The following is a 23,377-nucleotide window of genomic DNA, read 5'->3' on the forward strand; positions in this document are numbered from 1 at the left end:
TATGTGTGGAATCGTCGGCGGCATCGCGCAAAGAAACATAGTCCCTATATTACTGGAGGGGCTTAAGCGGCTCGAATATCGTGGTTATGATTCGGCAGGTTTAGCCGTTATCCATAACAACGAGATCTACCGCAAGCGGGAGCTGGGCAAAGTCAAAGGTTTGGAGGCTCTGTTGCAAGCCGAGCCAATCTCAGGACATATCGGGATTGCACACACCCGCTGGGCGACGCATGGTGTACCCAGCACCCAAAATGCTCATCCCCATATCTGCCGGAACAAGGTGATGGTCGTGCATAACGGCATCATCGAAAATCACGAACAGCTAAGAAGCCAGCAACTTGAAGACGGCTATGAGTTCACCTCGCAAACCGATACCGAAGTTATCGTCCACCAAATATTTGATGCGCTTGAGACTTCAGATGGTTTTGTCGAAGCCGTCAAACTATCCTTAGCCAAACTGGAAGGTGCGTATGCCTTGGGCATCCTATGCACAGATTATCCCGATACCTTGATAGCGTGCAGGAAAGGCAGCCCTTTGGTGATTGGTGTTGGTATCGGCGAACACTTCATTGCCTCGGATGTCGCGGCCTTATTGCCAGTCACGCAACGGTTTATTTTCCTGGAGGATGGCGATATTGCCGTCATCGGCATTAACGACCTGGTTATCTATGATAAGGCTGACAATATCGTCACCCGCCCCATCAAGGAAAGCCAACTGACTGCCGAAGCCGCCGAAAAGGGCGAATATCGGCACTATATGTTGAAAGAAATTTATGAGCAGCCCTTTGCAATATCACAAACCCTGGAAGGCCGTTTCATCAACAACCGCTTGCAGGAAAATGCCTTTGGGTTTAATGCCCCGACCATATTTGACAATACCAAAGCCATCTTGATCCTCGCTTGCGGCACCAGCTACCACGCCGGTCTAGTTGCCCGTTACTGGCTAGAAGAACTCGCTCGTGTTCCTTGCAGCATTGAAGTCGCTAGTGAATTCCGTTACCGAAATCCGGTACTCGCGCCCGATACCTTGGTGGTTACTATTTCCCAGTCGGGTGAAACCGCCGATACCCTGGCGGCATTGCAGGAAGCCAAAAAACTGGGTGCCAAGCACTCTCTCACCATCTGCAATGTGCCGGAAAGCTCGCTCATCAGGGAATCCGACCTGGTGATGATGACTCGCGCAGGTCCAGAAATCGGTGTCGCCTCAACGAAAGCCTTCACCACCCAACTCGTCACTTTAATGTTATTGGTTATAGCGATGGGGAGACGGTTTCAGTTAGGCGAAGCGATGGAAAAAAAATTGACTTCGGAATTGTTCACCTTGCCCGGAAAAATTGAAAAAGTATTGCGACTCGATGGTCAAATTAAAGTCTTATCGGAACAATTCGCGGACAAACAACATGCCTTATTTCTAGGTAGAGGTACACATTATCCGATTGCGATGGAAGGTGCCTTAAAGCTCAAGGAAATCTCCTACATACATGCCGAGGCTTATCCGGCGGGTGAACTGAAACACGGGCCATTGGCACTCATTGATGCCGACATGCCCGTCATCACCGTAGCCCCAAACAACAGCTTATTAGAAAAACTGAAATCCAATATGCAGGAAGTCAGCGCACGCGGCGGACAGCTCATCGTATTCATGGACGAAACCCTGTCTTCGTCCCCAGATAGCAATGTCCAAATCTTGAAAATTCCGCAGGTGGACAATGAAATATCGCCGATTGTTTACACCGTGCCGTTGCAGCTACTCTCCTACCACGTCGCCGTTATTAAAGGTACAGACGTAGACCAGCCCAGAAATTTAGCAAAATCGGTGACTGTAGAATAGGCGTTATGATAAAAATATCACCTGCTGTCAGCAAGTAATAAAGTTTCATACTAAGTAATAAAGTTGCATACTGAAACCACTTAAGCTAGACTGCCTTAACGCGACTAGCTGGGTGGTTTTTTATGTCTGTAAAAAACACGGTAACTTAGAACAAAGGCAAACCAAGTGGCTCAAGGAGGGCCGGGGTTCCGGTCACGGAAGTTCTTATCTTCCTTGGATCACTGTCAGGGATGTCGCATCTCTCGGGCGTTCGCACAGGGTCTTCGGTCACAAATCCCGGCGACACATCATTTATTGTCCGATCTCGAGTTAGCGATATTCCTTGTGCTGGAATGGCACAATTCCACCACGGACATCAGAGAGCAATTCCCCCTGAAACTTGATGAAACCCTGATTTTAGCCAAGCAAGCGGGGATCAAACATCCGGGCATTCATGGTATTAACCAGACCATGAGCACTGATTTTCTTGTTAATACCCAAGATTCAACAATTCCCAAGTTTGCCATCCAAGCCAAATATGCCGGTGACCTGCAAGACTCAAGAACACTCGAAAAGCTGGAACTTGAAAGACGTTATTGGAAAAGCAAGTCTATACCCTGGTTCATTCTCACCGAAATAGACATCCCAAAGGTCGTTTTTGAAAATATAAACTGGCTTTATCCCGCCCAACGTGAAGCCATTGATGAATATGTCCTGATTGATCGGTTGGATTTTTATAACAAGCAGTTCATTGGTAATCAAAATCAGACCATTATCGAGTTGACCCGAAAACTTGATACCGCCTATGAGATGGAAGCGGGAGAGTGTTTGTTAGAGCTTCGGCAATTGATGGCGCACCGTTATTTTACATTCAACATTTTCATACCCTTCAGAAAGCTAACTGCTTCGGATTTAACTGTTAACGACATTTCTTTAATCAAAGAGACAAAACGTGTTTCAAATCAATGAAGTTGTCGAGTTTGACGGCGAATTGTTAAGGATTCTGGCTGCTTATCCCGAAGAAGTTGTATGGATCCCGGTATTAAAGGATGGTGTTTTCCCTGCAATTGTTGCCAATAATGAACTTTCTGCCGCCATCGAAAACGGGTTATTAGCCAGGAAGCCTGATCCCTTTGAATACCTTGCCTATGAGGTCGCAAAAGAAGGGACAATAAATAAGAAAAAAATTGAGCAGAATTACCAATTAATTAAACCCATTATTTATGATGACCAATGTTTCTTGCCCAAAGTCCGTTCAGCACGGATTGCCAAGGTAATCGAAGAATATTCCACAACAAAACAGACTGTCTACCGATTGCTAAGGCGATATTGGCAACGTGGCCAGACGGTGAATGCCTTATTGCCCGATTACAAAAACTCAGGGGGCAAAGGAAAACCCAGGAATGCCAAAGATAAAAAATTGGGCAGGCCGAGAATCAATAAGCCCGGCATTGGGGCTGTTATTGATGCAAATATTGCCCGATTATTCAGGATAGCGATTGAAAAACACATGCTAACTGAAAAGGGAAATTCCCTGCAATATGTCCATCGCCAATTTACTGCAATCTATGAGGCTTACTATCCTCAGATTCCAGAAGAAGAAAAACCTTCATTCTGGCAATTGGAGCATTTTTATAAACGTGAGTACCATCAAGTAGCAACGATCAAAAAGCGCTCATCAAAAATTGAATATCAGAAAGATATTCGGCCATTATTCGGAACAGTGAATGCCAGTGTTCTGGAGCCTGGTTCACGGTTTGAAATCGATGCGACGATTGCAGATATTTATCTGGTATCAAACAGTGAACGCCAGAATATTGTCGGTCGCCCCGTCGTTTATATGGTAATTGACGTGTTCAGTAGAATGGTAGCCGGGGTTTATGTTGGTATGGAAAACCCTTCTTATGCCACAGCAATGCTGGCGCTAATTAACGCATTGACCGATAAAGTAAATTTTTGCAAGGCATACGGGCTGGAAATATCTTTCGAGGATTGGCCGGTAGCCGGATTGCCGGACGCTATCCTGGCTGACCGAGGTGAACTGATCGGTCACCAGATCGAGTCATTGGAACGAACATTTTCGGTACGGATAGAAAATATCCCGCCCTACCGGGGCGATGCCAAAGGGGTGGTAGAACGGTATTTTAGAACCGTTCAGGCCGTATTCAAGCCTCATGCGCCGGGTGTAGTAACTGAGACTATAATAAAAAAACGGGGGGGAAAGGATTATCGGCTTGATGCCAAATTGACGATTGATGCGTTTACGGGAATTATCTTGAATGCCGTTCTTTTCCATAACTGTCACCATACCTTAGAAGACTATGACCGTGAAATTGATATGCCGACTGATTTGCCCATGACACCACTGTCATTATGGAATTGGGGGCTACAAAACCGGACTGGGAAATTACGCTCCGCTTCAGAAGACGCAGTAACCGTGGCGTTATTGCCTCGGATCAAAGCTACGTTATTTATGTCAAAATTTATCGCACCACTGAACAGGCTTAAATGTGTTTGAAACCGTTCGGGCTGAGCTTGTCGAAGCAAATTGCCTTTCGACAAGCTCAAGGCGAACTGAATTTAAAATTTCATAAGTCTGAATCAATAAATCTGCTTGTTATAGTAAAGACGTTTACTGCGGACTATTTCCTCAATTTATTCAACTAATCAGCATGTAGCTCTTTATGCCCTCTCCAAAGGGAGAGGGTTAGGATGTACCCGCAAGGCATAAAAGGGAAGACCAAAAAAGGAAAAGGTATATTTATTCTCTCATCCTAACCTTCTTCCGGTGGCAAAAGGGACATGACACTACATGCTCAAGAACCATATTTATTTTTGCTTGGCGGCAAGAAGTGCTTACCAAGCTGGTTGCGGCAATGCTGAATTCCCCTGCTAATATGCTTTTCCACCGTGCTTTCCGAGATCCCCAAATGAGTGCCGACTTCCAGGTAACTCAATCCGTGCAGCCGATTTAGTATGAACACATCTCGCGTCCTGGGCGACAATTCCAATAAAGTTTCCTGCAACAATTTTAACCATTCGGCTTTTGACACGCCCTGTTCCGGTGATGCAGTCAGGGGGGCATCAGCATTAGGGTTATGCCGCTCCAGATGGCGTTCGATCACCTTTTGATGCCGGACGTAATCCACCGCCAGGTTCGCCGCTGTCCTGAACAAAAAGCGGCGGGGATGGTCGATCACGCTCTCCCTAGTAGCCCGAACCAAGATGGCGAACGATTCATGGGCAATGTCTTCGGCGGTGTCGGGACAATGGAGTTTACGGGTGAGAAAGCCCAACAAATCATGTTGGCAGTCGGCATATAAAACGGAAATATCGGCGTTCATGGCAAGGCATACAAATTTGCTACTAATTCAGTATAAAAAGCAAATTTCATGCCATTTTAATTGTTCAGTTAAATCATTATCTTATATTTTTATTTTTTGAAAAGTGTGTGATATGACACAGTTGGTGTGTGAAATGACCTATTTTTTGTTAACAAGCGGAAAATCCGAACCAAAATCCGATAAATTTGCCCGTCAGCAGTTTGACATCCCCAGCGGTCATTTGACCCCGAAGGTCTTTACGCTCTTTCTCAACCGCTTCATTTGCCATTTTTACAACATGAAACTTATCGATACCCACTGGGCACAACTGACAATCACAGCATGGGGTAACACAGCAGTAATGGCATTTCGGTAAGACCGCCACATGATCATAGTGACCTACTTGGCTTGTACCCTTTGGGTATTTTCTTCAACGCTTTGAATCGGTATAGGTAATTGATGACCGTTTGCTTTTTGCGGCTGCTAATCAAGTCTGCAATCGTGTTTTCGCTAATGTTGGTGAACACCAGCCGCACAACCGGTTGAGATGGACTTTATCAATCCACAGTATCTCAGGCGATTCAAACAGACATTTCTTCTCCAGCTTTTCAATGTAACTGCCAACAATCTTCCTGGCCGTGCCTTCCGTTACCCCGATCTCATTTATAACCTAAAGGTCATAAATGTCCTTGGGGTATCGGCAACACTGGTGAAAGTCCTGTCCAGCGCATTGTGTAAATTGCGGTCACCCGATTGCCAAAAATAAAATGAGCGCAGAATCTTCGAGTAGCTTGTGGTCATCAGTAACTAAAACCAAAATGCCCATCAATGTTTTTGCATTAGCCATGATGGCATGTGCAGCAGTGTTAGGGGTCAGTTCGACAAGCGTAGATAATACCTTCGCATTAAAAGCATTTACATATTCCTTACACATTTTTCTTGCCGTTTCAGGAATGTTTTTTGCAACTATTCTTTTTTGTAGAAAAGGTCTCTATCATCCTGATGATTTGGTGGTTGCAAAACGTGCCGGGGTTGATGATCTTGGCAATGATAATCCTGTCGTCGCTGCGGTTATTATTTGCTTGATAGTTTTGGCATATGGCAGTTATCAAATATATTCAGTCAACTAATGATTCATTTTGAAAGGTTCTTTGTTACCTGACGAATGTCAGCTAAGCGGAATTAAACAGAAAAGCTGAGTCTGGGTGACTGTCTTAAATGGGTCGAGATGAGTTGATCAACTACCGTAAATTCAGCTTTTTTGCAGTGTCTGGCTTATTTTAATTGTAATTATACGTCATTGACGTATAATATTGAGCATGGTCATCTTTGAAACATCAATATTTACAAAGAAAATTATTGCCCTATTGAATGACGAAGAATATCGGAGCCTTCAAAACATTTTGGTTGAAAGACCAGATTCTGGGGATATTATTCAAGGCAGCAGCGGCATACGCAAAATACGATGGGGTACCAGCGGACGCGGAAAGCGAGGCGGGGCACGGGTAATTTATTATTGGGCAACCCAGCATGACCAAATATTCATGCTTTACGCTTACGCAAAAAATGAGCGTGATGATTTAACGAAAGACCAGTTGTCAGTTCTAAGAACAGTTGTTTTCGCGGAGTTTGAAGATGAAAAATGAGCATTTCAATGAATTAATAACCAGCATTCAAGAGGCTGGAAAAATCAGGCGAGGTGAAATAGCAGCCTCCCGTACATACGATTTTCCAGCGCCTGATATTAAGGCAATCCGCGAAGGGATCGGTTTCTCTCAATCAAAGTTTGCCACACTGATAGGCGTCAATATTAGAACCCTTCAGAATTGGGAGCAAGGCCATCGCCATCCTACTGGTCCAGCTAAGGTTTTGTTAAAACTGGTGCAGGCTGATCCTAAGTCAGTTGTGAAAAATCTAAACTTGAATCACGCATAGCAATCCCCCATTTTTTTAGAAACACTTACTTGACGGTCTGCTTTGAGCAAAGATAAAAAAATCCTTCGGCGACTGTTTTGGGTCGAAAGTAACGAAAAGCCCAAAATTTAGAATGACTGCTTTTGAGTTCCATATTTTTTTACAATTTAGTATGAAACTTTAATATATGCTCATCGACACTATTCAGTGTGTTGAAATGAAAAGCTAATTTGAATTAATTTAACCCAAACATATTGACGCATGAGCAAAACCCTCTACTTTATTCGCCACGGTGAAAGTGTCTCCAATGCTGGCGGCGTGACGATGGAACACGGTTCAATCCCCTTGTCGGAAAAAGGCAGGAACCAGGCACAGATCGTGGCCGAAACGCTAGATATTACAACATCCCAGGTGTTGGTTTCTGATTTAATCCGCACCCAACAAACTGCACAGACATTTTGCGACAAGCACCGCGTCAGTTATCAGGTAAACCCGCTACTAAACGAAGTCCATGCCATTTCCCACGAACTGATTGACGGTATGACTGGCGAACAACGTCGCCCAATTGCACAGGCTTATTGGATGGAAGGCGATGTCAACAAGCGGATGGGAGAGCATGCGGACTCTTTTAAAGAGTTCCGCGAACGAGTGGATGGTTTTATCGACGAAATGGCAGAGTTACCGGACAATACCGTTGTTTTTGGCCACGGCATTTGGTTTGGGTTATTGGTGTGGCGTTTAATGGGATTTGAAGCCCACGAAAGACAAGGCATGATTGCGTTCAGGCGTTTCCAGGGCGGGTTGCCACTCTTGAACGGCATGGTTTATAGCCTACAATCCATTAATGGTGAGCAGTGGGGTGTACAAGTTCATCAAGAGCTATTGCGACGATTAACAGAAGCAGAGATTTAACGGCGGCTTAAGTATCATATAAGTGTCTGTAAATTATAGACTTATGCGCTAGCTATATAATTTAGTATGATACTATATTACTTGAATACTGAAGCCTCTACAGGCAACCCCCCATTTCAGTATGATACTTTATTATTATAATCTTGATTATAATAACGGTAGAATGAGGGTTTCGAGTCATCTCAGTATGCAACTTTATTACTCACTGACACTTTTTGTAGGCAAGTAATAAAGTTTCATACCAATCAAGTAGGCGGTGAACACAGTGAACCGCATCAATCGAGAAACACGAACGATGCGGTTCTTATCACCATCCAACCGGACTTATTAGAACTGGCTCTCGCAAGGATCGCCGTCCATTTTAGTTCCTGGACAATTATCAAGATAAAATTTTGCCTCATCATAAGATTTCATTTCAGTACACCATATTTTACCTTGGCATGTAAACGTCTCGGTATGTTCAATCGACCCCATCTCAAATGCAGGCGTTTTAACTTGGTCAATGAAACGCTTTTCTTTTGAAATCTTGTTATAAACAAAGATTACCAACCCAAAAAAAATTAGAATGGGCAATAACTTAAGGCTATTTTTAGGCTTATTGACTCTCGGATTATTATGCTTATGAGGTCTTTCTTTAAGTGTGGGTGGATGAACTTTTTTACCTTGTTTTTCGAGGGAGGATAACGCTAGAGACTGACTGACACCTTCAATAATCGCGTTAATAGCGTGCTACTTACCCTTTGGATCAATACTGGTTTCATAAAGAATTATGTCTCCAATAATAGGTTTGCGATTGCTTTTTATTGCCGAAAAATGGATAAAAAGGTCATTTTTTCCATTTTCTGGATTGATGAAACCAAAACCTTTTTCATCAATCCAGCGTACTAATTTGCCTTTCTCAATTGCCATACGCTATGGAGCTTACAGATTGCCGGTATCTTCTGGGGGCATAGGGGCAGAAATAGCAGGAAGGTCGTCGTGTTTGGTTTTTTTGACTTCTTGTAGCAATTCGCCACGGTGTTTTTCCAGGACTAATAGCTCAATATCGCGGCGGAGGTAGTTGTCGAGTTGTTGGGTGGCGGTGAAGCGTTTTTCGTGTTCTTGAATTTGCATTTCCAGCTCCATGTCTTTTAAACGTGCTTCGTGCAGCATTTTTTCCATTAGCAGGCGTTCGTGTACTATTTGTTCTTCATTCTGATTGATGTCGAGCAAGGCTAGTTTTGCGGTATTTTCCAGTTGTTTAAGGCGTTTTTCCTGGTCTATTTTTTCAATCCGTAAGCGTTCGTGGATGCCGTTCCAAGCTTCCTGATTTTTCTCAAAGTCGGCAATTTCGGCGGCAAGCTGGAGTTCCTTGAGTTGTTGCTGATGGATAAGGCGTTCTTGCTGTAGTTGTTGTTCGATTTCAAGTTGTTTGGTTTGTATTTCTAATTGTGCTTTTGCGGTGGCTTCTTGCGCCATCCGCTTCAGATTTTGTTCGTGATAAACCTGCTCTCTATGCACACGTTCTTCGATGAGGAATTGCTCATTCAATTGCCGTTCCTGCTCTTCCAAACGGCGTTTCAGGTTAAACGCGGCTTGCTCTTGTTCAATGCGGTGCAGGGATTGTTCCTGATTGTACTGATCGATCAAGCGTTGTTGGCGTTCCAGACGTTGCTGCTCAAGCATGAGTTCTTGCCGCAAGCGTTCCTTGTTTTGATGCTCTTGGGTTTCAAAGTTTTTTCGCAATATTTTCAGATAAATGTCGTCATGGGCAAAGCGACTGTCCAGCTTGCTGGGATCTTTTATCTCAGAAAAAGTCGTGAGCATTTCACATAAGGTACGACATTGGACGTTTTGCAGTGTCAATGTTTCGTTGATGTGCATTTCAATACGACGTTCTACCGTAGCCAAACCTTGTTCCACCCAATCGCCATTTGCCAGTTTATGCAGCTCCTGATCGACAGCATCCTTCACTAGCCCTTCACAGCGGGATTTGACATTTTGGTTGATATTGGGAAGGGCTTCTAAGTTGGTTTGGGCATACTTAATAGTTGCTTGAAACCGGATGGTGAGCATTGCGTCAATGACGCAAAAATCGCCGTACAGCTTGATTTGACTGTTAAATCGCCATTCATCAACGGGCAGATGGTAGGTTTTGTGGTAAAAGCGCGAGATAAAATCAGGTGGTCGCTGGTAGGTTTTTTGGAAGGAGCCGAAGCTCGAAATGACGATTTGCCGTCCACCGTCAAAGCCCGGATCCCAGGTTTGGCTGAGGGCATCGCTTTCTGCGCTGATTTCCGCTAACCATTGCTCCAAAAGCGATTTTTCTGGTGCTGACTGTGCTTTATTCATGTCTTAACCATTGCGTACATTATGTTCTGCAAGTGCTTGGGCGCGTTTGATTTTTTGCAATTTATCACCCATTTTTTCGGCGATTAAGGGATAAAGATTAGGTGCGAATTCAACGCGCCGATCATCTACCTTACGCAAAAAACCACGGCTTAACAGCAGACCGACGGCAAACATTCGCGGCCAATCGACATAATGCCGGGCGCGTTCGATGTCGGTTTTTTCGATGATGATTTCTACGGCATCATTTTCGTTAATGCGAAATTCGCTAAATTGCTTTAGGCATTCAAAGACCAGTTCTTCCTCTCGTTCAGTCAATGGCCCTGGTGCTGAGAACTCAAGTCGATAAGAAAGCAATACGGTAAAAAAGTCTACCATTCCTGCGATAATCAAGGGAAATAAGGTAAATTTTGGCAGATTGTTAACCGAAGGTTTGACCGTTTCGGTAAACTGGGAATAGGTCATCAGGATGGGCGCAGAAGGCAAATTGCTGCGGAATTTGGCGGCTAACTGGTTAAATTCCAGTTGTACTTTATGCAAACCTTGAGAAACTTCTTGATAGGCTTGCTCACTGTGATTTAGGTCACTGTCCAGCTTATTCAGGCTAATCTGGAGTGTGGCGGTGGACTGGTCAACGAGGGCGAACTGTTGCTCAAGTTGCGCTAATTGCGCCTTTTTGTCTTGATAAATCGAGTTAATATGCTTCCAAACCGGCCCTTCACCCACTTGATCGCGGTATTGGGGCGGAATTTCAGGATGAGTGCCAAAATACGCTTGAGACATTTCCTTAGACAGCTTTTCCAGCTCTTGTTTTTGTTGCGCTAAAACACTGCTTTTTACTACAACCTGTTGTTTTAAATAATCATCGACCTGATTCCCCACTTCATTGATCCGTTCGATGCGGATACTGCCGTGTTCTGATATTTCGTAGAATTTGAAGTAAGAAAACGCCATCGAAGCGACAAAAGCAATGATTAACGAAGCCAGCACGCTGCAATAACGCAGTCGGTTGGCTTTGAGGTGAATGCCCGCAAGTTCAAATGAACAAATAACGATAATGGATTGAATTGCAACGGTAATAATCAGCGCTATCCAGGGCGTAATAAAGTAGGACATACCATAAAATGTGGTAAATCCTGATGCCAGACTGAGCAGCAGCACAATGGGGATAGACCATATTCGCAGCAAACTGACAAATAGAGTTTGGATAATATTGATCAATCGGCCAATACCGCCACTTTTTAGCTGTGTGATGAGTCGATTTTCCATCGCGTGTTGTTATATTTATTATTAAGCGATCTTATAAATCAGGTAGTTGTGCAAATCTAGTTAGAATTTACGTTTAAAAACCAGACTCGAAGTTTAGGCGATACACCGATCAAATGCAAACACCTTGTCGATGTTATGCAAAGCTATTACAGAACAATAAGTTAGCTTATCTGGATTTAAAATGGGTAAAGTGCATTGGATTATGCACTGAGAATTAGCTTTTTTGATGGTTTAACTACTTTAAATCGAAGGTATTTAGGTCGTGTAAAACCGTTTTTGGGTAGGTTTTCCCCCGTTTGCATCAAAATTAAACGGGGAAAGTTTTAGCTAGTTTTTGAGCAATCCCTTTGTCTACGGTTGCTCTTGCCTTCTATTTTGCTTGCCCTTTTGTCTAGGTTGCACGGGTTGTTGCCCCATACGTTCATTCATAACGCCGAAATTTGAATTTCCTCCATTATTTTGGCGAGTTTGGGCAGGCTGTTGTGGTCGGTTATTTTGACCTTGCCGACCACCTCTGTTTGGTTGTTGATTGAAGTCATTCCCATGATTGTTAGTTATAGGCTGTTGCCTATATTGTTGATTATTTTTACCTTTCCATTCGCCTTTGTTAGGACGATCTACTCTACGTGGCTGTGGGTTTTGCCAAGTCTGATGATGGTCGGGCATAGGTCGAGCCCTATGCTGCGGCTGATTGTTGCCGTTTTGCCAGCCGCCCCCGTTATGAGGGTGGTTATCGTGATGCCTATAAGCAGGCGGTGGATAATTTCGGGGCTGAGGACGGTTGTAATTATTATTGTTTCGATAGTAACCATTATTGGCAGGAAAGCGGCTATATGGTCTGCCATAGCCACCATATCCTGATTGGGCTGGATACTGAGGGTAATTATTGTTCTGATAATTGCCATAGCCGGGAGAATAAGAGCCAGGGTAATTAGCACCAGAACTATAAGAATCATTATCTGGATAGTTGTTGTAATTATTTGGATAATTAGCACAAGCAGACAGCGACATCACTAAAGCCGCTAAAACGATTTTTTTAGTCAATGTGTTCATGGCTTGCTCCCGTGATAGAAATATTGGCTACAGGATACCAACAAGAGACTGAATGCTAGATGAATCAAAAAAGTTATTTTTTAGAAATACCGCCCGTTCAAAAGAAAATGGGTGGCTATGCTTGCGAGATAACCCAAGCCGATTGCTGGAGTCCATTTAAAATGGCTGGTAAACGTATACACACCCTTGGCTTGCCCCATTAAACCGACACCAGCTGCAGAACCCACAGCTAACATACTGCCGCCAACGCCAGTGGTCAGCGTTACTAATAACCATTGTCCTTGGGAAATATCCGGTGCCATTGTTAATACAGCCAGCATGATAGTGCCGTTATCGACAAACGCAGAAGCAAACCCGACTAAGATGTTGGCGACTGAAGGGTCAAGCCCGACATACAAAACCTCGGATGCTAAACCCAGATAACCGATAAAGCTCAATCCACCGACAGCGACCATTACGCCGTAGAAAAACAATAAAGTATCCCATTCCAAGTTAGCCACTTTATTAAACACATCAAAGGGTTGGTCAATTAGGGCATCCCTGGTTTGTGTGCGGTGCATGCTCTTCATGGGCGCGAAATAGTCGATGTAGGTTTTCTTCTCCCCTTGTGAATTCTTGGCGGCAGTGACTGCCAAATCGTAGTTTTGTTTAGCTAACAGTGTTTCTTTCTGCTGATTGTCTTCATGGGTCGCTGGGATTTTTTGTAGGTAATAGCTGAAAAACTTTAAGTAAGTCAGTCCCAGCATCATGCCTGCTGCGGGTGGCAGGCTCAGGAAATTCTCGAAACAAGCTGACGTTATAATGGTTAATGCAAATAAACCGATGATAACCCAGCCGCCTCTTTTCATGGGTTCTGACTCGAGAACCGCTTCTGGACGTTTCTTAGGAACAAAGTGATGCATAATGATAGCCGGTACGACCAGATTGACTAATGCGGGAATAAACAGCGAGAAGAAATCGACAAAGGGCACCACGCCTTTTTGCCAGACCAATAACGTCGTAATGTCGCCAAAAGGACTGAACGACCCACCCGCATTAGTGGCTACGACGACGTTAACACACGCTAGCGTGACAAAACGTGGGCTGTCCTTGCCCAGTGCCACAATAACTGAACCCATCAGCAATGCGGTCGTTAGATTGTTACAGACCGAGGATATAAAAAATGCCAGGAAGCCAGTAATCCAGAATAGTTGGCGATAGGTGAAATTTTTACTTAGCAGCCAAACCCGCAGCCTTTCAAACACGCTCCGGTCTTCCATAGCATTCAGGTAAGTCATCGACACCATGATGAACAAAAACAGTTCGGCATAGCCTATCAAGTTTGTGCGAAAGGCTATCCCCGCTTGTTCACTCATGCCGTTATTAGCATAAACGGAGGCAATGAACACCCAGATAAGGCTAGCTGCAAATACCATAGGTTTAGATTTCCGCAGGTCGGTAACTTCCTCCATCATGGCGAGAATGTAAGCAACGGTAAACAAAACTAATGCCAGATAACCCGCCCAGCTCTGGGTCAAATCCATAGGCTGCACTAAGCTTGCACTGGCTGCTTCTGCCGCGCTTGTTAACGAGGGTAAAAGTAGGGCGATTAACGCGAGTCCTGCTTTTTGGGAGAATAATATTTTTTGTAAACTGATTAACATTTAAGTGTCTTAGTTAAAGGTGGATTTTAGGCTAACTAAAGTAAAAATTTGTGATGCTTCCTTATCTTACCGAACTTATCTTATCAATTTGGCATCATTTCCCCAACATGCAATAAAATTTTTCCCAGTCAAACGATTCGCCGGGATCAGTTTTGCGACCAGGGGCGATGTCACTGTGTCCAGTAATCCATTCGGTAGATAAGCTGGGGTAAGTGTTCAGTAGAGTCTTAACGACAGCGGCAAGTTCAAGGTATTGCGCGTCGGTATAAGGCACAGTTTCAGTGCCTTCCAGTTCTATGCCGATAGAAAAATCATTGCAACGCTCGCGCCCTTCATAGCTAGATTGCCCTGCGTGCCAAGCACGTTTGTCAAAGGGTACGTATTGCAAAATCTCGCCAGTTCGTTTGATGACCAAATGCGATGAAACCGTAAGCTGATGAATTTCCTTAAAATACGGGTGGTCATCAGGATTAAGTTGATTGCAAAATAACTTATCTATGCAGGTATTGTCGAATTCACCTGGCGGAAGACTGATGCAGTGGATGACGAGCAAGGAAATATCGTCCGCGTTAGGGCGGTCATCGAAGTTGGGGGAAGGAATTTGCTTGGCTTCATTAAGCCAATGTTGGTAAATACGCATATTATATTAAGACGAAAGCTTCAAGGCGAAAGGTAAAAAGGCGGGTGCAGTTCTGCGCCTTGTGCCTAAATCATTTTACCTGCGATTGCTTACCAACTGCCCAAAAATAAAGAAAATCCGGCTTGTTTGCCAATTTCTAATGTTTCCGTTGTGTGGTAGCATTCTTTCATTGCAATTAATTCTCGCACATTACGACTTGTGAACAATATCAATCTCAACGAACGCATTATCTTTGCACTGGATGTGCCTAATCCTGATGAAGCAAAACAATGGGTTAGAAAGCTAGACGGCGACATCAAATTTTTTAAGGTTGGGCTGGAACTGTTTTTGTCCGGTTGGTGGGACATCGTCGATTTCATCATCGACCGTGGCAATCAAGTCATGCTCGATCTGAAATTTTTTGATATTCCAGAAACCGTGCATCTTGCTATTCAGCAGGTAAAAGATCGCGGTGTAAGCCTTACCACCATCCACGGCAATGATGCAATCATCAAAGCTGCACTTACTGACCGTGGCAATGTCAAAGTGCTGGCCGTAACGGTATTGACCAGCTTTGATGAGTCTGACATGCGGCAAATGGGGATGACAGGTTCGGTTGAGGATTTGGTGCTAATTCGTGCCAAAAAAGCCTTTGCGCTAGGTTGTGATGGCGTGGTGTCTTCCGCGTTAGAAGCCAAGCCGATACGTGATGGGCTGGGCAACGATTTTTTTATCGTCACGCCTGGGATACGTCCAGAATCCAGCGTGAAAGGCGAAGATGACCAAAAACGCATTGCCACCGCACGTAATGCCATTATTAATGGTGCAAACCATGTGGTTATAGGCAGGCCAATAAGGACAGCGGAAGACCCGATCAGTACGATCAAAAAGCTCCAGGATGAAATAGCAGAAGGGCTTGCTAGTCGTTAGCCGCACTCTATTTGGACAGTGACGGTTAAGAGGATCTGAAAAAAATCCCCTTCAATTTCCCAGAAGGGCATAACGGTTAAATAATTTTACAGTGGAAGGTGTTTCCGTGAAAAAATCCTTACATCAAAACCTAATCAGAGTGGCTTTGCTGACAATATTGGTCGGTTGCGCAAGCGATCCTGCCCCCGATTACAGTGCTTACCCTAATGCAAGCAACTACCCGCAGGCCACTGCCCCCAAGCCGTACACGCCAGCCAAACCTATTCAGCCGTACAATCCCTACAAACCCAAAGTGCCGTCGTATGGATCTAGTACTGATTATGGTCAATCCTATGGTGATTCTTACGGCACATCAGGTAGTTATGCCAATTCTCCATCAGTAAGAAGTTTCATTCAGCACATGGTAAATAGGCATGGGTTTTCGGAATCCTATCTGGAAGGCTTATTCGCACAAGCTAATCGGTTGGATTCGGTTGTTAAACTGGAAGGTCCTTCATCCAGCAATTCCGGTCCAGCGCGACCTGGCAGTTGGTCGCGTTATCGCGGTAAGTTCCTCACCGAGCAACACATCAGAAACGGTGCGGAATTCTGGCACAATAATGCCGATGCCATCAGCAAAGCCAGCACCACTTATGGCGTTGATCCCGAATATATCGTCGGCATTATCGGCGTAGAGACCTATTTTGGTAAAAACATTGGCAAAACCTGCGTGTTTGATGCCTTATCTACCTTGTCTTTCCATACTTATCGGCGTTCCAAATACTTTCAGTCGGAATTGGAAAACTTCCTGCTCATGACCCGCGAAGAAGGCTACAACCCGCGCCAACCTGTTGGTTCGTGGGCAGGTGCGATGGGTTTGGGGCAATTTATGCCCAGCAGTTTCCGTAGGCTTGCTGTCGATTTTGACCGTAACGGACAACGCGATTTATGGCATCCTGATGATGCCATCGGCAGCGTCGCACATTATTTTTCTAAAAGTGGCTGGGATTACAAAAGCCCAGTCACACAACCCGCCAGTGATTCCTACGGCGCGTCCGTCATCGAATTAAGCACTTACGAAGGTATGGAGTACTGGCGCGTCCACCCCAATTTCAAAGTCATCAAACGCTACAACAACAGCAACAAGTATGCGATGGCCGTGCATCAATTGGCACAGGCGATTAAAAATCGTTATCAGTATTCGCAGGTGGGGGCGAATTAAGTAGCTGCGTACGGCAGGAAATTTGGGTAGTGGGTTAAACCTGTGACTTGATAGTGGGCGGAGTGACAAACCTAGGTTTGTCACTCCAAAATACACGCGACTCACCGATATGAAGCCGATAAGTTCATCAAAAAATACAGGTTTAACACACTACCGAAATTTGTAAGGCGGGTATCGACCTGCGTGCTGATAACTGCATAGATATTTACATGATTAAGTTTCGCAACAAAAAATATAAATCAAGAGAGATTTATTTAAGTGAGTTTTATGAAGTATTGATCTCAACTACCTCATTAAACGATGCATTAATGAATGAAGTCGGTAGTAATTATGTTTCTGAAGAAGCTATGCACATTGATGAATTAATTTATTACTTTGTCGAGGAAAATCAAATTGATTTACCTGAAGATGAATTAAGAACTTTATTATTAACCGAAGTTATATGATTCGATATCAATTATTTCCTAGATCACAAGGTATAACCCCAAATATCAAGGAAGTAATTGATTGTTTTTGCGAGGTTAATCAAAAAATAGATTCCGAATTTAAAAATCTTTCAAGCAACGATGTTTTGAAGGAGCTTAAAAGTCCTCTTGTTAAAATAGGTTTTAAAGTAGAAGTAAGTAAATCAAAGATTGATAAAATAAATGTTCCTGTTCTTTTTGGATTTGATAATAAAATTGATAAAGCGTTTAATGCTGATGCTTTGAGTGGAGACGGTAAAATTGTTATTGAAGTTGAGGCGGGAAGAGCAACTGAAAACAATCAATTTTTAAAAGATATTTTTCAGGCTTGCATGATGTTTGAAGTTGAATATTTAATAATAGCCGTAAGAAATACATACAGGGGACACCCCGATTTTGAAATTGTTCATACTTTTTTGGAAACGCTTTATATCTCAAATCGACTTCATTTGCCGTTAAAAGGCATTCTATTAATTGGATACTAAATTGTATTTTGCAACTCATAAACTGGGTGTTCCTTCTTATGAATACCATGATCTCCTAACAAAAATCCATGGGGCTATAGCCCTACTTGATCCAAATGGGACGAATCAAACAATAACTCAAGCTATGTCGATTGTTTATGAGGGTTTTAAACGGCATGAAGCTAACCTTCAATTTTCAGCCAATGATTTGTTAATATTTTCGGAAGACGAATTAGAAAACTAACCAAGGGTGCATGAAATGCACCAAACAAACTGGATTTGGCAGCCGAGTAGGGTACGCATCGCGTACCTTTTTCGGAGCTTAGTTAATTCGGAACATTTTGATAATGGTACGCGATGCGTACCCTACGTAGATCTCAAATTCATAAGGAAAACTTGTGGCATCAAAATTCACCCCCCTAAAAGACCACGACACCCCTATCAAGGTATTATTTACCGGCTATTTGATTACCGTTGGCATTGGCTACATGTTCGCACTGATCCAGATATTGCTGACTCACGGTATGGCGGACGGTAAGTTCGGCTTGTCGGTGGACGATATTGTTTACAGCTATTACGGCAATCGTTCCGGTACGGTATTGGAACAGAAACTGAACGGCTCGATGAAGGACAATGCTTCGGAACAGCAGCGGTTTGACATCATCCAGTGGGACAGGGACGGGGCTGATATTGATGATTATAAAGCTGACGGCATCGAAAAGATTATTCAAGAGCGTTGTGTGATGTGCCACAACAAGGACGCTTCCGGTCTGCCTAACTTCAACGATTTTGAACAGTTGAAAAAATATACCGCCCAGGATGAAGGAGCTACACTGGCTTCGCTGACCCGTGGTTCGCACATCCACATGTTCGGCATCAGTTTTATTTTTATGTTTGTGGGCATTATTTTCAGTTTTTCGGAGACGACCAGCGTTAAATACAAATGTATTGCCGTCGGTATGCCTTATGTTTTTTTGGTCACGGATATTTTATCCTGGTGGCTGACTAAGTTTTTCCCGATGTTTGCCTGGTTGGTGATTTTTGCGGGGATGGGCATGGGCGTGTCGTTTATCTTTATGTGGGTGACTTCCATCATGGAAATGTGGTTGTTTAAGCCGGTTTATGTGGATGGTATTTGGGTGCATTATCAGCGCATAAAAAACGACATGGCTGGGGGCGGTTTCGAGCAAAAAATGGGTAAATTGATGTCGATTACGCGTCGCATGTTGCTTGAGCTAAAGCGCATAACGCTTATTTTCGTGGAAAAAATTAGCACAAAATCAGACACTAAATGACCACAGCAATCATCCTTGATATCAGTGCTTATCTTCAAGAAGACATCGGCACAGGTGATATTACCGCCGCCATCATTCCTGAAATCTTACAAGCAGAAGCCGCTGTGATGACGCGAGAGCCGATGGTGTTGTGTGGTCAGGCATGGTTTGCTGCGGTGTTTAAATATTTGAACACTGATGTTGCAATCCATTGGTTAGTGCAGGAAGGCGACATCAGCAATGCAGGTGTGAGCTTATGTACGCTCAAAGGTCCAGCCAGGGCTTTGTTGACGGGCGAGCGCACCGCACTAAATCTGCTACAAACTTTGTCTGCGACCGCAACCGTGGCAAGGCAATATGCCGATGCCGTTGCCGGAACAGGTTGCAAAGTGCTAGACACCCGCAAAACCATCCCAGGGTTACGAAACGCGCAAAAGTATGCCGTCGCCTGTGGCGGTTGTTATAACCATCGAATAGGCTTGTATGACGGTGTGTTAATCAAGGAAAATCATATTATTGCCGCAGGCTCTATCGCAAATGCTGTGTCGTTAGCACGGCAGCAATCATCGGTTCCGGTGGAAGTGGAGGTTGAATCGTTGCAGGAATTCCAACAAGCAATTGCCGCAAAACCTGACCGTATCATGCTCGATAATTTTAGCTTGGACGATATGAGGACGGCGGTCGCCATGAACACTAATGAAATTGAACTGGAAGCATCCGGCAATATCACGTTGGAAAATATCCGTACCATTGCGGAAACAGGCGTTGATTACATTTCCATCGGCGCGTTGACCAAGAATATCAAGGCGATTGACTTAAGTATGCGGGTTAATCTGGTGAATTAACATGATCGAAAATGCCAACTTATTGTTCAATAAAATAACCCACGGCGTGTACGTTATCGCTGTTGCCAATGGTAAAGAGCAAAATGCGTTCACTGCCGCGTGGGTGATGCAGGTTTCCTTCGCGCCGCCGATGCTTGCGTTCAGCATCAACCCAGAACATTATTCGTATACCTTGCTAAAGGCTAGTGGCGTGTGTACCGTCAATGTCCTGGGGCTAGACCAGCTTGCGATTGCGGCACATTTTGGGCAATCAGGCGTTAAGGAGAAAATGACCACTTATCGCTGGCAAACTGGATCAACGAATGCACCAGTATTGGCTGATAGCTTGGCGTATTTTGATTGTAAACTCAGCCATTTTTCCGATGCGGGTGACCATAAAATTGCCGTGTGTGAAGTGATAGCTACGGTGGAGCTGAATTCAGGTTGGCCGTTGCTGTATAGCCAAACGGGGAATATGGATGGGAGTAGCGAGCTTTACAAGCGTTAAATTTTCCGGTCTCAACCCATCCCATCAAACAATTGATGGTCAATCAAATCGCACAAGCAATGCGTAATCAGTACGTGGACTTCGTGGGTACGAATTGCCGAACTGGACGTAACCCGTAGTTCCAAATCCCGTTCTGTTAATAACGCTGAAATGCTATCACTTCTATCGCCGGTCAGCGCGATGATGGTGATGTCTTTGCTACGTGCCACCTTAATGGCTTTGGCAATATTGCCGGAATGGTTGCCGTCAGTATATGTCACTAACACATCGCCGTTTTGACCTAACGAACGGATAGGTTTGGCGAACACGTCCTCATAACTGTGGTCATTGGCGATAGCGGTCATCGCTGTCATGTCGGCCGTTAGTGCAATTGCAGGTAACGACGGGCGGTCGCGTTCAAACTGGTTGAGCAGGGCGGATGACAATAATTGAGTGCAAGCAGCGGAACGACCATTGCCGCAGGTTAAAATTTTCCGGTCATTCAATAACGCCGCCACCATGCGTTGTGAAGCTAATTCGATTAACTCGCACAGCTCACCTAACGCATCCTGCTTGGTTTGGATGCTGTCGGTAAATTGGTTGATGATGCGGTTTTGTAAGCTCATGAATTAGGTATGGTGGTCAAAAAGCGTTCTTTATCCAGTTAATATCGCCATTGCCGGAGATAGCAACAACATCAAAACGCAGTGGGCTATCAGCACGTAATGTCGATAAATAATGCTGCGTGGCGGCGATTATTTTGGCTTGTTTGCTGGCTGTAACGCTTTCAAGCGCACTGCCGTAAACGTTAGATTTGCGGTAGCGTACTTCAACAATGACTAATGATTGCCGGTCACGCATTATCAAATCCAACTCGCCTTGTTTGCAGCGGTAATTGCGGCAAACTGGCTGCAAGCCTTTGTTAATCAAAAAAGTATGAGCTTGGTCTTCCGCGCTTTCTCCACGCAGTAAGTGTGCCGCTTTCTGTTTTATCTTAAGTAACACGCTATTGCAAAGCTGGAGTCGTTCCCCCAGTCGGCTTGCCAGCACCGCTATAATCGACTTCAGAAGGGCTATGGGTAAAACCGATAAGCTCCGGTTGCCCCATCGCAAATTTCGCACAGACCAGATTCCTTTTGATGCGGTTATCGCTATCTAGGGATAGCTTGCCTGTCGCGCCGGAATAGGGCGTTGTGCTTAAGGTCGTTAATTTTCCGGCAAGATGGTAGGCATCAATGCCCATAGCGACTAAGCGTATGTAAGATATGGGAAATTGGTTGATAACATTGCTTAACGACATCATGCTGAGTTCGCCGCTGTACGCGCCGTTAAACAGCCAAGGCATATCGCAAAAAGTGATCCCGTTAAGTGGCGTATCGTTCATTGAATCTGGTATACCTGAGTAAATAGCGGGTAAGGCGTAAACTTGCAGGTTTCCGTTTTGGTGGATAATCGAGTTAATTGCGCGGCCTTCCTTGCTGTATGCGCTTAAAAACAGGGCAACTGTATGTTCTTCTTTTTTTGGCGTAGTTTGGGCAGTCGGGGTAGTAGCCTGTTGCACAGGTTTTAATTCATTAACTCCAATCAGGTCTTTCATAACAATTGCTAAATCTGACTTAGCTGGATCGTAAGTCTGCTTATTCATGATGATACCACCAAGACTTTGCCAATCACCAGTAATATAAGCCGAAACACGTTTACCTTGGTCGTTTTTTGGCATCAGCAACAGGGCTTTTTTGTGGCCGTCCAAGGCGGCTTTTTTGGTGATCTCGGCAGCATCATCTATCGGGCTTAATGCAAACTGATAAAGATTTTGTTTGCTCAGGTTAGGCACATGGTTGAGTGCGAGTACCGGAACAGCCAAAGTTGTTTTAGCAAGGCTTAAGATATTTTCTTTATTCAACGGGCCGATCACCAGCTTTGCGCCTTCCTTAACTGCTTTTTGGTACAGATCAGCAGTTTTGCCTTTTTCGGTGTCGTAGAAATGCAAGGCTGGTTTAGCGCCACGGCTATTATCGCGGCTATGTGCCTCTATAAAGCCAGCCTTAATTGCCTTGGCAGGATCTAAAAACGGACCGGATTCTGGTAATAGTATGGCAATCGAACTGGGGGTTTCGCCATATTCATCGGGTAAAGTTGCCAGTTCGTTCGGTAAAGTTTTTACCGATGCCAAATAAATGTTTGCGGGATGCTCTGGATTAGCAGACCGCCAGCCCACCAACGCGGAATTAAAATTAGCCGGATTCTGATTTCTTGAAGCCAGAATTTTAGCAACGGACATCCATTCAGGCAGGTTAGCTGTTTGGGCTTTCTGGTTTTGTACGACGGATTCTGGCAATAAGCCCAAAGTTTCGAGAATCACGCCTTGATTCTTTTTGCGTTCATCCGGCTTGGTCAAAAAAGTATCCAGGGCAATCCTGGCTTTGGCACTTTCCAAAAGATTTCCCGTCAAGGAATAAGCAAAGGCTTCGGATTGGTAGAGCTTGATTTTATCGTTGATGCCCAGTTGCCCAGTTGCCCAGTTTCCGTGATAGCTAGCTTGCTGATTGCCTGTTCTGCTTCGCCAAAACTGAGCAGGATTTGAGCAGATAACAGATTAAATTGCGCTTGCTGTTGCAGCGTCAGTTCAGCCGCATTGATTAAATCAGCCTGCTGCTTGGCGGCATTGCCTTTACCGCTTTGAATTAAGGACTCAATAGACCGTAAACGGGTGTTATTTTGTTCGATTGCCCAGTCCGAAGGCTGTTCTTGGTACAATCCATAGTTATCGGGCAGTTTTACGCAGCCATACAACAGCAGCACACAGAAAAGTGGAATGATTGGGCAGTAACGGCTCATAGGTCTTACCTTTGTGTGAAACAT

Annotated in this window: 27 protein-coding genes; 15 read left to right on the plus strand and 12 right to left on the minus strand. The window is 44.4% G+C overall.

The features are described 5' to 3' along the window. Position 1 precedes the first annotated feature (1 nt). From glmS to AC1YY3_RS00950, 3 genes are all read left to right on the plus strand, one after another. Complete coding sequence (gene glmS, locus AC1YY3_RS00940) at positions 2–1,831, plus strand: glutamine--fructose-6-phosphate transaminase (isomerizing) (RefSeq protein WP_481823831.1); 1,830 nt, start codon at positions 2–4, stop codon at positions 1,829–1,831. A gap of 165 nt (positions 1,832–1,996) precedes the next feature. Beyond that, positions 1,997–2,779: a TnsA endonuclease N-terminal domain-containing protein gene (locus AC1YY3_RS00945; protein WP_482194239.1), complete on the plus strand. Its 783-nt coding sequence runs from the start codon at positions 1,997–1,999 to the stop codon at positions 2,777–2,779. Beyond that, on the plus strand, positions 2,763–4,328 hold the full coding sequence (locus AC1YY3_RS00950; RefSeq protein WP_481823833.1) for a transposase: 1,566 nt from the start codon (positions 2,763–2,765) through the stop codon (positions 4,326–4,328). Before AC1YY3_RS00945 ends, AC1YY3_RS00950 begins: the two co-directional genes overlap by 17 nt. A 298-nt stretch (positions 4,329–4,626) precedes the next feature. Here the strand turns inward: AC1YY3_RS00950 and AC1YY3_RS00955 are convergent, their stop codons facing one another. Both AC1YY3_RS00955 and AC1YY3_RS00960 read right to left on the minus strand, forming a co-directional pair. Continuing rightward, positions 4,627–5,154, minus strand: coding sequence for an RNA polymerase sigma factor (locus AC1YY3_RS00955; RefSeq protein WP_481823834.1), 528 nt, complete (start codon positions 5,152–5,154; stop codon positions 4,627–4,629). A gap of 148 nt (positions 5,155–5,302) precedes the next feature. Further along, on the minus strand, positions 5,303–5,518 hold the full coding sequence (locus AC1YY3_RS00960; protein WP_481823835.1) for a transposase: 216 nt from the start codon (positions 5,516–5,518) through the stop codon (positions 5,303–5,305). Positions 5,519–5,951: 433 nt separating this feature from the next. On the opposite strand from AC1YY3_RS00960, the gene AC1YY3_RS00965 reads away from it, so the two are divergent. The 4 genes from AC1YY3_RS00965 to AC1YY3_RS00980 all read left to right on the plus strand — a co-directional run bounded on the left by AC1YY3_RS00965 (position 5,952) and on the right by AC1YY3_RS00980 (position 7,959). Then, positions 5,952–6,263 (plus strand): hypothetical protein, encoded by a 312-nt coding sequence (locus AC1YY3_RS00965; RefSeq protein WP_482194240.1) that lies wholly within the window; start codon positions 5,952–5,954, stop codon positions 6,261–6,263. A gap of 189 nt (positions 6,264–6,452) precedes the next feature. Continuing rightward, entirely contained in the window at positions 6,453–6,779 is a 327-nt protein-coding gene (locus AC1YY3_RS00970; protein ID WP_481823848.1) for a type II toxin-antitoxin system RelE/ParE family toxin, read from the plus strand. Beyond that, entirely contained in the window at positions 6,769–7,068 is a 300-nt protein-coding gene (gene nadS / locus AC1YY3_RS00975; RefSeq protein WP_481823837.1) for a NadS family protein, read from the plus strand. Before AC1YY3_RS00970 ends, nadS begins: the two co-directional genes overlap by 11 nt. 240 nt (positions 7,069–7,308) lie before the next feature. Further along, positions 7,309–7,959, plus strand: a complete 651-nt coding sequence (locus AC1YY3_RS00980; RefSeq protein WP_481823838.1) for a histidine phosphatase family protein — start codon at positions 7,309–7,311, stop codon at positions 7,957–7,959. 729 nt (positions 7,960–8,688) lie between these two features. Here the strand turns inward: AC1YY3_RS00980 and AC1YY3_RS00985 are convergent. The 6 genes from AC1YY3_RS00985 to ampD form a co-directional block, all read right to left on the minus strand. After that, positions 8,689–8,868: a cold shock domain-containing protein gene (locus AC1YY3_RS00985; RefSeq protein ID WP_481823839.1), complete on the minus strand. Its 180-nt coding sequence runs from the start codon at positions 8,866–8,868 to the stop codon at positions 8,689–8,691. A 12-nt stretch (positions 8,869–8,880) separates the two neighbouring features. After that, entirely contained in the window at positions 8,881–10,290 is a 1,410-nt protein-coding gene (locus AC1YY3_RS00990) for a hypothetical protein (RefSeq protein WP_481823840.1), read from the minus strand. Between the two features lie 3 nt (positions 10,291–10,293). Next, entirely contained in the window at positions 10,294–11,556 is a 1,263-nt protein-coding gene (locus AC1YY3_RS00995; RefSeq protein WP_481823841.1) for a hypothetical protein, read from the minus strand. Positions 11,557–11,907: 351 nt separating this feature from the next. Further along, positions 11,908–12,609 (minus strand): hypothetical protein, encoded by a 702-nt coding sequence (locus tag AC1YY3_RS01000; RefSeq protein ID WP_481823842.1) that lies wholly within the window; start codon positions 12,607–12,609, stop codon positions 11,908–11,910. 80 nt (positions 12,610–12,689) lie between these two features. After that, on the minus strand, positions 12,690–14,252 hold the full coding sequence (nhaD, locus tag AC1YY3_RS01005) for a sodium:proton antiporter NhaD (protein WP_481823843.1): 1,563 nt from the start codon (positions 14,250–14,252) through the stop codon (positions 12,690–12,692). A 94-nt stretch (positions 14,253–14,346) separates the two neighbouring features. Further along, the gene (ampD, locus tag AC1YY3_RS01010; protein WP_481823844.1) at positions 14,347–14,892 is read right to left on the minus strand and encodes a 1,6-anhydro-N-acetylmuramyl-L-alanine amidase AmpD; all 546 of its coding nucleotides are present in this window, start codon (positions 14,890–14,892) and stop codon (positions 14,347–14,349) included. Positions 14,893–15,090: 198 nt separating this feature from the next. On the opposite strand from ampD, the gene pyrF reads away from it, so the two are divergent. The 8 genes from pyrF to AC1YY3_RS01050 all read left to right on the plus strand — a co-directional run bounded on the left by pyrF (position 15,091) and on the right by AC1YY3_RS01050 (position 20,536). Next, positions 15,091–15,801 (plus strand): orotidine-5'-phosphate decarboxylase, encoded by a 711-nt coding sequence (gene pyrF, locus AC1YY3_RS01015; protein ID WP_481823845.1) that lies wholly within the window; start codon positions 15,091–15,093, stop codon positions 15,799–15,801. Positions 15,802–15,907: 106 nt separating this feature from the next. Further along, positions 15,908–17,002, plus strand: coding sequence for a lytic murein transglycosylase (locus AC1YY3_RS01020; protein WP_481823846.1), 1,095 nt, complete (start codon positions 15,908–15,910; stop codon positions 17,000–17,002). A 209-nt stretch (positions 17,003–17,211) separates the two neighbouring features. Further along, on the plus strand, positions 17,212–17,448 hold the full coding sequence (locus tag AC1YY3_RS01025) for a hypothetical protein (RefSeq protein ID WP_481823847.1): 237 nt from the start codon (positions 17,212–17,214) through the stop codon (positions 17,446–17,448). Continuing rightward, on the plus strand, positions 17,445–17,951 hold the full coding sequence (locus tag AC1YY3_RS01030) for a hypothetical protein (protein ID WP_482194241.1): 507 nt from the start codon (positions 17,445–17,447) through the stop codon (positions 17,949–17,951). Before AC1YY3_RS01025 ends, AC1YY3_RS01030 begins: the two co-directional genes overlap by 4 nt. Beyond that, the gene (locus AC1YY3_RS01035; RefSeq protein WP_481825064.1) at positions 17,941–18,174 is read left to right on the plus strand and encodes a hypothetical protein; all 234 of its coding nucleotides are present in this window, start codon (positions 17,941–17,943) and stop codon (positions 18,172–18,174) included. Before AC1YY3_RS01030 ends, AC1YY3_RS01035 begins: the two co-directional genes overlap by 11 nt. 154 nt (positions 18,175–18,328) lie before the next feature. Then, positions 18,329–19,225 carry a hypothetical protein gene (locus AC1YY3_RS01040; protein ID WP_481825063.1) on the plus strand — a complete coding sequence of 299 codons (897 nt, stop codon included), beginning with the start codon at positions 18,329–18,331 and terminating at the stop codon, positions 19,223–19,225. After that, positions 19,222–20,049 (plus strand): carboxylating nicotinate-nucleotide diphosphorylase, encoded by an 828-nt coding sequence (gene nadC, locus AC1YY3_RS01045; RefSeq protein WP_481825062.1) that lies wholly within the window; start codon positions 19,222–19,224, stop codon positions 20,047–20,049. Before AC1YY3_RS01040 ends, nadC begins: the two co-directional genes overlap by 4 nt. A gap of 1 nt (position 20,050) precedes the next feature. Further along, entirely contained in the window at positions 20,051–20,536 is a 486-nt protein-coding gene (locus AC1YY3_RS01050) for a flavin reductase family protein (RefSeq protein WP_481825061.1), read from the plus strand. A gap of 11 nt (positions 20,537–20,547) precedes the next feature. On the opposite strand, the gene AC1YY3_RS01055 is transcribed toward AC1YY3_RS01050, so the two are convergent. The 4 genes from AC1YY3_RS01055 to AC1YY3_RS01070 are packed head-to-tail and all read right to left on the minus strand — an operon-like array spanning position 20,548 to position 23,353. Further along, positions 20,548–21,141 (minus strand): SIS domain-containing protein, encoded by a 594-nt coding sequence (locus AC1YY3_RS01055; RefSeq protein WP_481825060.1) that lies wholly within the window; start codon positions 21,139–21,141, stop codon positions 20,548–20,550. A gap of 16 nt (positions 21,142–21,157) precedes the next feature. Continuing rightward, positions 21,158–21,520, minus strand: coding sequence for a YraN family protein (locus tag AC1YY3_RS01060; protein WP_481825059.1), 363 nt, complete (start codon positions 21,518–21,520; stop codon positions 21,158–21,160). 1 nt (position 21,521) lies between these two features. Continuing rightward, on the minus strand, positions 21,522–22,967 hold the full coding sequence (locus AC1YY3_RS01065; protein WP_482194242.1) for a penicillin-binding protein activator: 1,446 nt from the start codon (positions 22,965–22,967) through the stop codon (positions 21,522–21,524). Further along, positions 22,964–23,353: a hypothetical protein gene (locus AC1YY3_RS01070; RefSeq protein WP_481825058.1), complete on the minus strand. Its 390-nt coding sequence runs from the start codon at positions 23,351–23,353 to the stop codon at positions 22,964–22,966. Before AC1YY3_RS01070 ends, AC1YY3_RS01065 begins: the two co-directional genes overlap by 4 nt. Between the last annotated feature and the right edge of the window lie 24 nt (positions 23,354–23,377).

This window comes from Methyloglobulus sp., from assembly GCF_964779595.1.

Coding starts and splice junctions, on each gene's coding strand:
- AC1YY3_RS01070 (WP_481825058.1), bottom strand. CDS start 23,353: ATGAGCCGTTACTGCCCAATCATTCCACTTTTCTGTGTGCTGCTGTTG.
- AC1YY3_RS00980 (WP_481823838.1), top strand. CDS start 7,309: ATGAGCAAAACCCTCTACTTTATTCGCCACGGTGAAAGTGTCTCCAAT.
- ampD (WP_481823844.1), bottom strand. CDS start 14,892: ATGCGTATTTACCAACATTGGCTTAATGAAGCCAAGCAAATTCCTTCC.
- AC1YY3_RS01030 (WP_482194241.1), top strand. CDS start 17,445: ATGATTCGATATCAATTATTTCCTAGATCACAAGGTATAACCCCAAAT.
- nhaD (WP_481823843.1), bottom strand. CDS start 14,252: ATGTTAATCAGTTTACAAAAAATATTATTCTCCCAAAAAGCAGGACTC.
- glmS (WP_481823831.1), top strand. CDS start 2: ATGTGTGGAATCGTCGGCGGCATCGCGCAAAGAAACATAGTCCCTATA.
- AC1YY3_RS00985 (WP_481823839.1), bottom strand. CDS start 8,868: ATGGCAATTGAGAAAGGCAAATTAGTACGCTGGATTGATGAAAAAGGT.
- nadS (WP_481823837.1), top strand. CDS start 6,769: ATGAAAAATGAGCATTTCAATGAATTAATAACCAGCATTCAAGAGGCT.
- AC1YY3_RS01050 (WP_481825061.1), top strand. CDS start 20,051: ATGATCGAAAATGCCAACTTATTGTTCAATAAAATAACCCACGGCGTG.
- nadC (WP_481825062.1), top strand. CDS start 19,222: ATGACCACAGCAATCATCCTTGATATCAGTGCTTATCTTCAAGAAGAC.
- AC1YY3_RS00965 (WP_482194240.1), top strand. CDS start 5,952: ATGCCCATCAATGTTTTTGCATTAGCCATGATGGCATGTGCAGCAGTG.
- AC1YY3_RS01025 (WP_481823847.1), top strand. CDS start 17,212: ATGATTAAGTTTCGCAACAAAAAATATAAATCAAGAGAGATTTATTTA.
- AC1YY3_RS00970 (WP_481823848.1), top strand. CDS start 6,453: ATGGTCATCTTTGAAACATCAATATTTACAAAGAAAATTATTGCCCTA.
- AC1YY3_RS01055 (WP_481825060.1), bottom strand. CDS start 21,141: ATGAGCTTACAAAACCGCATCATCAACCAATTTACCGACAGCATCCAA.
- AC1YY3_RS00955 (WP_481823834.1), bottom strand. CDS start 5,154: ATGAACGCCGATATTTCCGTTTTATATGCCGACTGCCAACATGATTTG.
- AC1YY3_RS00990 (WP_481823840.1), bottom strand. CDS start 10,290: ATGAATAAAGCACAGTCAGCACCAGAAAAATCGCTTTTGGAGCAATGG.
- AC1YY3_RS00995 (WP_481823841.1), bottom strand. CDS start 11,556: ATGGAAAATCGACTCATCACACAGCTAAAAAGTGGCGGTATTGGCCGA.
- AC1YY3_RS01000 (WP_481823842.1), bottom strand. CDS start 12,609: ATGAACACATTGACTAAAAAAATCGTTTTAGCGGCTTTAGTGATGTCG.